Raw genomic sequence first — 13170 nt, forward strand, 5'->3', positions numbered from 1 at the left:
ATTGTAGTCATATTTCACACCCTCATCCATGCAGTAGAAGGAACAAAAGTAGTACTATTTTTACCTTTTAGGTTACAAGGGATAGTGGCGGGATACGGGTGTTGATTTAACTCAGTGACTGAAAAATGCTTGTTTTCTTTTGCCATAAACTCTAGAATATCCAGCCTGCGGTAGCAGTATAAATCTTGTTTGTAGAAAACGAATTCAACTAACGAACTATATATAAAATAATTTTTAATATTTAAATTTATTTAAAGTTAAGCATTGACAGCTGAAAATGCTGTCGCTATCATTTAAATATAGAATGAAAATTTAAAAATGGAGTTGGGGCCAATGTACAGTCATTATATTGGTGGTATTGCCGTAGAGGGTGTGGGTGATGTGATGCCCGTCCACAATCCTGCGACAGAGCAGCTGGCCGGAGAACTGCGCATGGCAACAGAGGTTCAAGCCGAAGCCGCATTAAAGAGCGCCGAGAAGGCATTCCCGGAATGGTCGCGCACTCCGCTACAGAAGCGTGGAGAGTGGATGGAGCGTCTGGCACAAGCAATTGAGGAGAAGCGGGAGCTGATCCTGGATGTGCTGATGAGCGAGACCGGCAAGCCGCTGGCCCAGGCGGAAGAGGATTTCGAAATGCTGCCTCGCTGCTTGCGTTACTATTATGAAGAAGCAAAGCGCCTGCATGGGCGAATTATCGAAGACGAAGACAATTCATATATGAATTTGATCAAAAGGCAGCCGGTAGGCGTAGTGGTCGGTTATCTGGCCTGGAACTTTCCGATGCTGAACCTCGCCTACAAGCTCGGTCCGGTGTTGGCCTCGGGATGTACATGCGTGCTGAAGCCATCGCCGTTGACGCCGCTCTCTACGCTGATGATCGGCGCAATTGCCGAGGAAATCGGATTCCCGGCGGGCGTCATTAATGTAATTACAGGGGATACCCTGAAGCTGGCAGCCGTCATGAACCAAAGCACCATTCCACGAATGATTACGTTAATCGGCTCGACTGCAGCCGGCAAGGCCATCATCGGGCAATCGAATACGTCGATCAAGCGCTACTCGCTGGAGCTAGGCGGCAATGCGCCGGCCATTGTGCTTGCTGATGCAGATCTGGAGCTGGCAGCCAGCCAACTGGTGTCCCTGAAGTTCGGCAATGCTGGCCAGATCTGTGTATCGCCGAACCGGGTATTTGTCCACGAATCCGTGCAGGAGGCTTTTAATGCGAAGGTTGTGGAGAAGACGAAGCAGATCGTTCTGGGCTGGGGACGTGAGCCTGGGGCAGGTATGGGTCCGATGATTACAGACGGCCACCGTTTGCGGGTGCAGAAGCTGATCGCTTCCGCTGTATCGGCAGGGGCTGAGATTGAAATTGGCGGCAACGTACCTGCAGACAAGATGGCGGGCTACTACCTGGAGCCAACCGTTATCAGCGGTGTACGTCCGGATATGGACATCTTCAAGGAAGAAATTTTTGGTCCGGTGTTGTCGCTCCTGACGTTCCGTGAGGTGGAGGATGTGGTGAAGGAAGCGAACAGCACGGAATTCGGCCTGGCTTCGTATGTGTTCGGCACGAATCTTCAGCATGTTCTGAATATTTCAGAGACGCTTGAGGCAGGCACTGTATGTGTCAACGGCCCGCACTATAATGTGACCCTTCCACATGGCGGGATGAAGGAAAGCGGCGTAGGCAAGGACTGCTCAACCTACAGCCTGGAGGAGTACTACTACATCAAGCGTATTTCTATTCGAAAATAAGAGATCCCATCAAGCGGGGGGCGGGCTGATCGACATTTGCCCGCTCCTTGCTATTAACTTAGGGGGAAGCATCGTGAAGCTGCTAGTCATTGACTGCGGAACGACCAACTGCCGCATGAGGCTGTTGGATCATCATACTTTGGTTGTAAGCATCAAGAAACCGGTAGGAGCTAAGGATGTGGCAATCTCCGGTAGCAGCGATCCGTTAAAGGCCGCGTTGAAGGAAAGCTATATGGAGCTGTGCACCCTCCACCCGAAGCTCATGTCACAGGTGGAAGCGGTCATTGCATCCGGTATGATTACGTCCAATGCTGGGCTGCATGAAGTGGCTCATGTGCTTGGACCGGTGGATGAAAGGTCTGTGGCGGCACGGATGGAACGGAAGTTGTTATCAGAAGTCATTCCCTATCCGATCCTGTTCGTACCCGGGATTAAATTCATTCGGGAGCAGGAAGAAGAAAGTGATATGATGCGGGGAGAAGAAACGGAAATATGCGGGTATCTGAGCCGTCAAGAACGACCGGTCCAGGATGACGCGTGCCAGCTCGTCATGCACTATGGCTCTCACCACAAGTGGATCAAGCTGCGGGAGCAGTCCATTGAGGGCTGCTTGACCTCGGTGTCAGGTGAGCTGCTGATGGCGGTGTCCCAGCATACGATCCTAAAGGACAGCGTTCTTTCACTGGACGAGGTGGTTCCTGAGCTTCCCTGGGTGAAGAAGGGGCTCCAAGCAGCCAATAGATATGGCACGGGCCATGCGCTGTTCTCTGTTCGGACTCTGGAGCTGCTGTCCGGCCACAGCAAGCAGGCGGTGACGAGCTTTTTGCTGGGCGTGGTGATCGCTATGGATTTGTCGATGCTGACTCCGCACATGCTGGAAGGCGTGAAGCGGATTGTGCTGTACGGAAAGCCTCTGTTTCCGTCGCTTGTCGCCCCTATCCTCGTTGAAGCTTATCCCGGCCTGCAGATTGAAGTGGTTTCCGAGCAGGAGTCCGATTTGCTGAGTGTGTATGGGGCTGCCAGGCTGTATCAATACTACATTGGAGGTATGCCGTCATGCTGAGTACCATACAGGAAAAAATCGAACAACATCAAGTTATTGCCATTTTGCGTAATGTTCCCCCGGATCGCTTGAACAAGGTGATGGACGCGTTGTACGCCGGAGGAGTGCGCCTTGCCGAAATTACGTTGAATTCGGAAGGCGCGCTGTCCGGCATTGCTTCCATGCGGAAAGCCTTTCAGGGCCGCATGCTGATTGGAGCGGGGACGGTCATGAACCGCGAAGATGCAAAGGAGGCCATGGAGGCGGGAGCGGAGTTCCTGATCTCCCCCCACGTCAGTGAGGCGGTCATTGAGACGGCCCTTGCCCGTGATGTGCTTCCGCTTCCGGGTGCCATGACGCCGACAGAAATTGTCCGTGCGATGGAAGCCGGCTCTAAATATGTCAAGCTGTTTCCGTGCTCCTCCTTCGGACCCGGATACGTGAAGGAAATTCTGGCTCCATTAAATCAGGCCAAGATTATTGCCGTCGGCGGCGTGAACGCACTGAATGCTGCGGAGTATATCCGCAATGGCGCTGTCGGTGTCGGTCTAGGCAGCAGTCTGGTTACGATGAAGGATATTCTTGCCGGCGATTTCGAGACGATCGAGCGAAATACAGCCAAGATGATTCAAAGCCTCTCCGGCGACTAAGCCATTCAAGGTGCAGCTTCATACGCAAGGAGGTGAATGCCAGGGATGAACGGCGTTCAATTCAATCTGGATGTTCTTCCCGACGTGCAAAATATGGGGCTGTTCCGCACCCAGGAAGTATGGGCACATATGGACCGCGTAGTGGATAGCGACGTGCTGATTTTTGTCAGAAAAGGGCTTGTCCATATTATTGAAGCGGACGAGGAGTACTATATCGGCCCCGGACAGGTGTTTTTTATGAAACACGGCGTCCGGCATTACGGCCACAAGAAGACCCAGGCGGGTTCGGAGTGGAACTGGATCACGTTCACGCCTGCGGCTTCCCCCACACCCGGCTCGGTGGATATGAAATGGCTGGAGGTTGAGGATTACCAGCGTACCAGTGTCAGGCTGACCAAGCTGCTAGACCATTATATCAGCGGCTCCGATTATGATGAGCTCAAGCTGAAGGTCGGGACGCTAGATTTGCTGCTGGATCTGTACCGGGAGATAAATCGGAAGAAAAGCGGCAATCAGAAGCTGGTGACCGATGTGAAAAAATTCGTGCACAGCCATGTTCACGAGGAAATCCGCTCTACGGACATAACCCGGTCGCTGGCAATGAATTACTCCTACATCAGCCGGGTGTTTTCCAAGACGGCTGGCCTGTCCATTCAGCGGTACATTATGGAGCAGAAGATCAAGGAAGCGATTCGCTTGTTCAGCGAAAGTTCCATGAACATCTCGCAAATTAGCGAGAAGCTGGGCTACTCCAACCCTTACTATTTTACGAGAGTGTTCAAGCAGGTGACCGGCACCAACCCCACTTCATTTCTGAAAAAGGGTTATTACGATTACACTTCAAGCGGCGAATTCACAGGATCGGTCGTAAACGGGAGAGGAGACGGACATTCTTGAGGCCTAATATTTTGTTCATTATGACGGATGAGCAGCGGTTCGACACCTTGGGCGCCGTAAATCCTGCGGTAAGAACACCGCTACTGGACCAGCTGGCAGAGGAAGGAATATTGTTCACGCGTGCATATACAACAAACCCGTCCTGTGTGCCGGCGAGAGCTGCCATTATTACCGGGAGGTATCCTAGCAAGTGCGGCGCTCCAACCTACATTACCCATCTGCCCTCCTCCGAGGTCACATTTACCTCCCTGCTGCAGCAGCAGGGTTACCACACCGCGGTATTGGGGAAGCAGCATTTCGGCGATTCGCTCATTGATCAGGGCTACGATCATGCAGACATCATCGATTTGCACGGGCCGGGCGAGTGGGAGCGCAGCGGGGAGTCGGAAACCTCGTACATGAAATTTCTGAAAGCGTCCGGCTTCACCAAGACGTCTGAGTTAAGTGAGCCTGTCAACCGCTTCTGCAGACGATGGACGGCTGATGTCAAGTACCATATCGACGATTATATCGGAGAGCTGGGCAAGTCGTGGATCCGGCATCAAAGGCCGGAAGACAAGCCTTGGTACTGCTGTGTTTCCTTCCCCGGGCCTCACATGCCATTTGATGGCGCGGGGCTCCCACAGGAGGAAGCATACAGGCTGGGGCAGATTGATCTGCCCCTGACCTCGGAGGGCGACCTTGATGGCAAGCCGCCTCACTTCAAGGAGCAGCTCCGGACCGGGCAGGGCAATCCCGGCGGGGCCAACGCCTTTGGCATGACCGAGCAGGAACTCAGGGAGACCCGGCTGACCTATTATGCGAACATGACATTAATTGACCAAAAGATCGGCGAAATTATTGCAGAGTTGAAGGCGGCCGGCGAGTATGACAATACGCTCGTCCTGTTTACGTCCGATCACGGCGAATATATGGGTGATTTTGGCATGATGGGCAAGGGCCAGTACCTGTCCGAGGTGCTCATGCGTGTACCGTTCATCGTCAAGCCGCCGGTTTCCGGGTTTTCCGGGAGGAAGGAAGATGCTTTCGTCTCGAACCTGGACATTGCAGCGACCTGCCTAAGAGCCGCCGGGGCAGAGGTGCCGGAACGCATGGACAGCGTTGACCTGAATCCCTTCTGGGAGCGGCCGCCTGCGGCACCGCGCAGGGAGACCATGTACATGGAGGCCGGAGATTTGCGCGCCGTGCGGACGGAGGAGTGGAAGCTGGTCTATTACCGGGGACGGCCATACGGTGAGCTGTACCACATTAAGGAGGATCCCTGGGAACGGTATAACCGGTGGGACGATGCTACGGCGGCCGGCGTCAAGGAGCAGTTGAAGACATTGCTGATAGATGAGTTGCTTGCGTTAGGAGAGTGCTCATACATGCCGTGGAATTACGGAGCTCCACCAATATAACGGAAGGAGAGTCAACATCACATGACTATTAAAAAAAGACCGAATATATTGTTTCTGATGACCGACCAGCAGCGATATGACACCTTTTCCTGTATTAATCCCGAGGTTCAAACCCCTCATCTTGATGAGCTGATCAAGGATAGTGTGTTCTTTACGAACGCCCGCTGTGCTAATCCTTCCTGCGTGCCTTCCAGGGCTGCGATTATGACAGGGAAATTCCCGTCGGAGTGCGAATGCCCTTCTTATATCACCCAACTGCCGGCTTATGAAACGACCTTCATGACACGCCTGCAGGAGGCGGGTTATCATACGGCGGTGGTCGGCAAGCAGCATTTTGCAGGCTCTGAAATCAAGCGGGGCTTTGATGATGAGATGATCGTGGACGGCCACGGCGCTTTCGCTGAGAACCAGTATATTCAGCCTTATCTGGATTTCCTCAAGGAAAACGGCATCGACCGAAAGTCCGTGTATACGAAAGAGTTCATCAGCGGCGGCCGCTGGAACGTGGACACCAAGTATCATCTGGATGATTTTCTGGGTGAGTTGGGTAAAACCTGGCTGGAAAATAAAGCTCAAGAGAAGCAGGAGGAAGACGCCAAGCCGTGGTTCTTCACGCTCTCATTCTCCGGTCCGCACCACCCTTATGATCTGGAAGGGACTGAATACGCCGAGGCCTATGATCTCAATGAGCTCTCGTTTCCCGATACGACCTATGAGCAGTTGGACCAGAAGCCGCCTCAATTCAAGGGCATGGATTCCTATGCCCCAATATATCTGAAAGACTTCACCGAGGAGCAGTTCAAGAAGACGAAACGCTCCTATTATGCGAACATTTCCTTAATTGACCAAAAGATCGGCGAAGTGATTCAAATGTTGAAGGATCGCGATATGTATGAGGATACGCTCATTATTTACACCTCCGACCACGGAGACTTTATGGGCGACTTCGGCATGGTGGAGAAGTTGCAATGCCTGACCGACAGCCTGATGCGGGTTCCGTTATTCGTAAAGCCGCCTGTCAAGGGCTTTAAAGGCATAGAGGTAGCCGATGAGGTATTGAATATCGACATTGCTGCCACGTGCTTGGAGGCCGCGGAAGCAGAGGTGCCAGAGAAGCTATCGTGCTTCTCATATAACGGCTACTGGGATCGGAATAAGGAGGTCAAGGTCAGAGATGTTGTGTACATGGAGGCCGGTGCGATCAAGGGCTGCATCTATAACGGAATTAAGACTGTGCACTATATGGACCGGGATTATGGTGAATTGTACGATCTGAAGCAGGATCCGAAGGAAACGAACAATCTGTGGGATGATCCGGATTACCAGCAGCACAAGCTGGAAGGCACCCGCATCATTCTAAACCATATGTACCGGGCAATCCCGAAGTGGAATATTCCGTGGAATATCGGTACCCCGGACATTTAAAGTTCTAATTCGAACCTATACACAAGCGGGCAGCCGTTGGGCGGTGAAGGTGCGCGTGAACATGAACAGGTTGGAGTAGCCCACGGTCAGAGCGGCTACCTGACCTAACATTCTGATATGTATTCAGGACTTATTTGACAGTAACATTCGATATAAGAATTGAATCTGGGGGAGAGGTAGCGCTATGAAAAAACCCAACATTTTGCTAATTACAAGTGACCAGCAGCACTGGAATACGATCGGTGCCATTCAGCCGGAGCTGTCTACACCGAATCTGGACCGGCTCGTGCGGGAGGGGACGACCTTTCAGCGTGCATACTGCCCGAATCCGACCTGCACACCCACCCGCGCATCCATCATTACCGGCCAGTATCCGAGCCAGCACGGAGCCTGGACGCTCGGGACCAAGCTGATGGAGGACCGCAAGGTGGTCGGTGACTATTTTCAGTCCGCGGGCTATCAAACGGCTCTCATTGGAAAGGCTCACTTTCAGCCGCTTCACAGCACGGAGGAATACCCGTCCCTGGAGTCGTATCCGCTTCTGCAGGACCTGGAGTTTTGGCGCCAGTTTAAAGAAAACTTCTACGGATTTAACCATGTGGAGCTGGCACGGAACCATACCAACGAAGCTCATGTAGGCCAGCACTATGCGATCTGGCTGGAAGAGAAGGGCTGCACCAACTGGAGGGATTATTTCAAGTCGCCTACAGGCACGATGGATCCGGACAAACAGCATACCTGGGATATTCCGGAGGAATACCACTACAACACCTGGATTGCCGAGCGGACCGAGGCACAGCTGTACAAATATCAGCAGGAAGAAGACAGCTTTTTCCTTTGGGCGAGCTTCTTTGACCCGCATCCGCCATATCTGGTGCCGGCGCCGTGGGATACGATGTACGATCCGGGGGAACTCACGATCCCGGCTGTCGTGCCCGGAGAGCATGACCGCAACCCGCCGCATTTTGGCAAAACCCAGCAGGTACGCCCGGACTTTTCTTCCTTGCGTGAAAGCGGTCAGCCCATCCATGGATACCATTCCCATCTCAAGTCTGAGGAGGAGCGCAAGCAACTGGTAGCGACCTATTATGGCATGGTCAGCATGATGGATAAATACATTGGCCGCATTCTGGATCGGCTGGATGAGCTGGGACTGGCGGACAACACCATCGTCGTCTTTACCTCGGACCACGGGCATTTCTTCGGTCAGCACGGGCTTCAGGCTAAGGGCGGCTTCATGTATGAGGATCTGATCAAGGTACCTTTCATCGTCCGGTATCCGGGCCAGGTGGAGGCAGACCTTAAGAGTGATGCGATGGTGTCGCTTGTGGATCTTGCGCCTACGCTGCTCTCCCTTGCTGACCTGCAAGTTCCCCCACACATGACCGGAATCGATCAGTCTGAGGTATGGCTGGGACGAAAGAGCCGCGCTCGGGATCACATTTTGTGTGAGTTCCGCCATGAGCCTTCGACGATTCACCAGAAAACCTACGTGAATGACCGTTACAAGCTGACGGTGTACTATAACCAGACATACGGCGAGCTGTTCGATCTGCAGGAGGACCCGCAGGAGTTGAACAATTTATGGGACGATCCCGGCAGCCAGCGGCTGAAGAGCGAGCTGCTGCTCAATTATGCCTGGGCGGAGCTGGGCAAGGAGCCGATGCCGATGCCGCGGATTTATGGAGCCTGACAATAAAGTGCAAGGTGGGAAGTGCCATGAAAGCGATGACGAATGAGGAACAAAACGGAAGGCAGATCATCCCGCTGAAGGAAGGCTGGAAATTTACACGGCATTCGCTGGAGGAGCCCGAACCCATGCAGGGAAGCCGGGTTCATCTGGATGAGAGCGGATGGGAGACGGTGAGAGTGCCGCATGACTGGGCTATTGCCGGTCCGTTTCGCCCGGATCATGATGTCCATGTCAATTCGGTTATGGAGGACGGCATTCACGACAACATTACGCATGTCGGCAGGACAGGTGCTTTGCCGATCGTCGGAATCGGCTGGTACCGCCTTCACATTAGCATTCCGGAGGCATGGAGAGGCCGGCTCATTACAGTGGAGTTCGATGGGGTGATGTCGAACAGCACCGTTTACATGAACGGAACAGAGTGCGGCTCCTGGCCGTATGGTTACACCTCCTTTACCTTCGATCTGACCGAGCATGTGACGTTTGGCGGGGAGAATGTTCTTGCAGTGCAGGTCTGCTCGCTGCCAAGTTCCTCCCGCTGGTACCCCGGAGCAGGCATCTACCGTCAGGTGAGGCTTGTCGTCAAGAGCCCCGTTCATGTTGCCCCATGGGGCACGTATGTTACGGCATCGGATATCTCGGAGCAGTTCGCTTCAATCAGGGTCCGCACGAACGTAGCCGGCAGCCCGGACTCCGCAGCGAAGGTGGAGTTGATAACGCAGCTCCTAAACCCTGAAGGGATCCTCTGCGCGCAGGCTACCTCGGTGCAGGAGGTATGCGCCGATGCGGAATTCGAGCAGCACTTGACGGTGAAGCGGCCTGCGCTATGGGGTACCGCTCATCCCAGGTTGTACAAGGCAGTCTCCACTGTGCTGCTGGACGGGGTGGAAGTGGACCAATACGAAACGCCCTTTGGCATCCGGACGATTTCCTTTGACGCGAAGGAAGGCTTTCGCCTGAACGGGGAGTGCATGAAGCTGAAAGGCGTCTGCCTGCACCATGATCTAGGCCCGTTGGGCGCGGCCGTTCACGTCCGGGCGATGGAGCGGCAACTGGAGCTGATGAAGGAGATGGGCTGCAACGCCATCCGCATGAGCCACAACCCTCCCGCGCCCGAGCTCCTGGATTTATGCGATGCCATGGGGCTGCTGGTCATCGACGAGGCCTTCGACGAATGGGGCGTAGGAAAGGTGGAGAACGGATACCACCGACTGTTTAAGGACTGGGCCGAACAAGATTTGCGGGCCATGATCTCCCGCGACCGCAACCACCCGTCTATTATCATGTGGAGCATCGGCAATGAAATGCGGGAGCAGCGGCTAGAGAGTGGAGCCACAACGACTGCGTTTCTAACTGGAATTGTCCACGACGCCGATCCTACCCGTCCGGTGACGGCCGGTTTCAGCATGTCGGATGACGCGATAGAGAACGGTCTGGCGGCCGCTGTGGATATTCCGGGCTGGAACTACAAGCCCCATCGATATGAGGAGTATCATCTCCATCATCCGGACTGGATCATGTACGGCAGCGAAACCGCCTCGACGGTAAGCTCCCGGGGCGTATATCACCTGCCTGCCGTAGAGGACATACCCATGGAGCCGAAGTCGGATCTGCAGGCAAGCTCCTATGATCTGAGTGCTCCTCCATGGGGAACTACACCGGATCAGGAGTTCATGGCCCAGGAGGATCTACCTTATATGCTGGGGGAATTCGTCTGGACCGGGTTCGACTACTTGGGAGAGCCGACGCCTTATCGGAAGGAATGGCCGAGCCGTAGCTCGTATTTCGGCATTATGGATCTGTGCGGGCTACCGAAGGACCGGTATTATCTGTATCAAAGCCAGTGGTCAAGCAAGCCGGTGCTGCATCTACTGCCGCATTGGAACTGGGAAGGACACGAGTGCCGGGAAATTCCCGTCGTCTGCTACACCAGCTATCCGGCGGCCGAGCTGTTTCTGAACGGAGCCTCGCTTGGTATTCGGCGAAAATCAGCTTCTTCTCAGCCAGAGCGGTATCGACTGCGCTGGGACGCCGTCCCGTATGAGCCCGGATGCCTTCGGGTAGTCGCTTATGATGAGAACGAGGCACCGGCCATGACGCACGAGGTCCGTACAGCGGGTGCACCTGCCTCTGTCCACCTGGAGGCGGACCGGAACGTGATCCGGGCGGATGGAGAGGATTTGTCCTTCGTCACGGTTAGCATAGTCGATGAGCAGGGGATTCTCTGCCCCCGTGCAAATCTCCTTGTGTCCTTCTGTTTGGAGGGGCCAGGTGAGATTGTGGCTGTGGACAATGGCGATCCCACCAGCACAACCTCATTCAGCGCCATGAGCATTTCGGCATTTTCCGGCAAATGCCTGGTCATTGTGCGCTCGCGAGCCGGCGAAGCAGGATCAATTGTCGTATCTGCCAATTCGAATATGCTGCACATGGGAAAAACTGTAATTATATCTGGTAACCTGTTTTCCATTTCTTGCGAAGGGAGTGGTCTAATTTGACAAGCAAGCCGAACATTCTTATTTTTATGACTGATCAGCAGCGGGGAGACACTATACCGCCTTGCGGATTGGCGCTGACTCCTCACCTTGACCGATTTTGCAAACAGGGTCTTGTCTTTTCGAATGCCTATACAGTATCGCCGCATTGTTGTCCGTCCAGAGCTACCTTTTTCACGGGATTGTATCCTTCTCAGCACGGTGTGTGGAACAATGTCAGTGTTGGCAGTGCGCTCTCTAAAGGTCTTTATGAAGGTGTCCGCTTGTGGAGTGAGGATTTGCGAGATGCGGACTATGATTTATTCTTTCATGGAAAATGGCACGTAAGTGATCTTGAACAGCCGGCAGATAGGGGCTTCAATGGGGAGGTTTCAATGTCGGAGGACAAGATATACAGACATAAACTGCCTGATCCGGCCGAATGGGATCGATATACCAACCATAGAAGGAATCAAGTTGAAGTTCGGACTGAAGGAGAAATAATTCGAGATGGCTATCCCCGTTACGTCCACTACGGAAAAAGCGATAATCCTTTCAATGACAACAATGTTGTGAATGAAGCTGTTGAAGCCATCAAGAAACATGTAAACGGTAAGCCATGGTGCCGTTATGTGGGCACCCTTGGACCGCACGATCCTTATTTCGTTCCTCAAAGGTATTTGGATATGTATCAGCTGGAAGATATTGTGCTTCCCGACAACTACGCAGACAGGATGGAGGATAAGCCCTCATTGTACCGGAAAATCCGGGAGCGGTTCGATCAGTTGAGCGAACAGGAGCACAAGGAGGCGATTAGACATTACCTAGCCTTCTGTACCTACGAGGATGCACTGTTTGGGAAGTTGCTGGAGGCACTGGAGAAGTCAGGTGAAGCCGAGAATACGCTGGTCGTTTACTTATCCGATCATGGGGATTATATGGCGGAGCATGGACTGTGGTGCAAGGGTCTACCCTGCTTCAAAGGGGCATACCATATCCCGCTTGCGATGCGCTGGCCATGCGGCATCGCAAGTCCAGGAAGATGTGTGAACGCTTTCGTTATTTTGGCCGACATCGCGCCAACTATCCTGGAACTAGCCGGTGTGCAGGCAGATCGGAGCTTTGCGGGTGAAAGTCTAATGCCCTTTTTGAAGAACCAGAAAACGGGGTCGTGGAGGGACGCTGTTTTTACTCAATCCAACGGAAACGAGCTGTATGGAATTCAGCGTTCCGTCATGACGAAGAGATGGAAGTTTGTTTACAACGGATTTGATTATGAGGAGCTGTACGATTTAATTAATGATCCCCAAGAGACCAATAATCTGTTTGGCAAAAAGGAGTTCAGCTTCGTAGTGAAGGAGTTATCTAAGCGGATCTGGTCTTTCGCGTACAAGGTAGGGGATGCTTGCATCAATCCATATATAATGACGGCGCTGGCACCACATGGACCAGGCACAGCTTTTGAAAACAGGGGGGAATCGCAGTAATATAACGGGAGGCAGTCCCGATATTGAGCAGTATCCGCAAATAGACCGCACAGAAAAATAAATGAATAGCCTTAGTTCTGAAATCGAACTAAGGCCTTTTAATTTGCTCATGCCCAATTTTGTGCAGCCTCTTTAACCCCAACTTGTCCGCACCCAATCTCTTAATTGAAGTTGAACTTTTGTGCAACCGTATGTTCTACTCACGCATGCGCCCCTCACGGCAACAGGCATTTATTATTTCACTTGTCCTAACGTAAGGGAGGCAAACCATTGTTGGGATGGGTGCCTTTCTTTATAAACTTGTTCATGGTTCACTCAACAGACAATCACTCTATAAATATTTGAAT

The 13170-nt window shown here is 53.0% G+C and carries 9 protein-coding genes; all 9 read left to right on the top strand.

Features of this window, described 5'->3' with window-relative positions; translation table 11 throughout:
* Positions 1–333 precede the first annotated feature (333 nt).
* The 9 genes from AC0VYE_RS10700 (at position 334) to AC0VYE_RS10740 (ending at position 12823) form a co-directional block, all read left to right on the top strand.
* Positions 334–1755 (top strand): NAD-dependent succinate-semialdehyde dehydrogenase, encoded by a 1422-nt coding sequence (locus AC0VYE_RS10700; protein ID WP_475447766.1) that lies wholly within the window; start codon positions 334–336, stop codon positions 1753–1755.
* Between the two features lie 73 nt (positions 1756–1828).
* Positions 1829–2818, top strand: a complete 990-nt coding sequence (locus tag AC0VYE_RS10705; RefSeq protein WP_475447768.1) for a 2-dehydro-3-deoxygalactonokinase — start codon at positions 1829–1831, stop codon at positions 2816–2818.
* Positions 2812–3447 carry a bifunctional 4-hydroxy-2-oxoglutarate aldolase/2-dehydro-3-deoxy-phosphogluconate aldolase gene (locus AC0VYE_RS10710; RefSeq protein WP_475447770.1) on the top strand — a complete coding sequence of 212 codons (636 nt, stop codon included), beginning with the start codon at positions 2812–2814 and terminating at the stop codon, positions 3445–3447. The genes AC0VYE_RS10705 and AC0VYE_RS10710 overlap by 7 nt, the downstream gene beginning before the upstream one ends.
* Positions 3448–3492: 45 nt before the next feature.
* The gene (locus tag AC0VYE_RS10715; RefSeq protein WP_475447772.1) at positions 3493–4344 is read left to right on the top strand and encodes a helix-turn-helix domain-containing protein; all 852 of its coding nucleotides are present in this window, start codon (positions 3493–3495) and stop codon (positions 4342–4344) included.
* The gene (locus tag AC0VYE_RS10720) at positions 4341–5744 is read left to right on the top strand and encodes a sulfatase family protein (protein ID WP_475447774.1); all 1404 of its coding nucleotides are present in this window, start codon (positions 4341–4343) and stop codon (positions 5742–5744) included. The genes AC0VYE_RS10715 and AC0VYE_RS10720 overlap by 4 nt, the downstream gene beginning before the upstream one ends.
* A gap of 21 nt (positions 5745–5765) precedes the next feature.
* On the top strand, positions 5766–7169 hold the full coding sequence (locus tag AC0VYE_RS10725) for a sulfatase family protein (RefSeq protein ID WP_475447776.1): 1404 nt from the start codon (positions 5766–5768) through the stop codon (positions 7167–7169).
* 184 nt (positions 7170–7353) lie between these two features.
* On the top strand, positions 7354–8862 hold the full coding sequence (locus AC0VYE_RS10730; protein ID WP_475447778.1) for a sulfatase family protein: 1509 nt from the start codon (positions 7354–7356) through the stop codon (positions 8860–8862).
* Between the two features lie 26 nt (positions 8863–8888).
* Positions 8889–11360: a beta-galactosidase GalB gene (gene galB / locus AC0VYE_RS10735; protein WP_475447781.1), complete on the top strand. Its 2472-nt coding sequence runs from the start codon at positions 8889–8891 to the stop codon at positions 11358–11360.
* Positions 11357–12823, top strand: coding sequence for a sulfatase family protein (locus tag AC0VYE_RS10740; RefSeq protein WP_475447783.1), 1467 nt, complete (start codon positions 11357–11359; stop codon positions 12821–12823). Before galB ends, AC0VYE_RS10740 begins: the two co-directional genes overlap by 4 nt.
* Positions 12824–13170 lie beyond the last annotated feature (347 nt).

This window comes from Pristimantibacillus sp. Z349TD_6 (genome assembly GCF_056173205.1).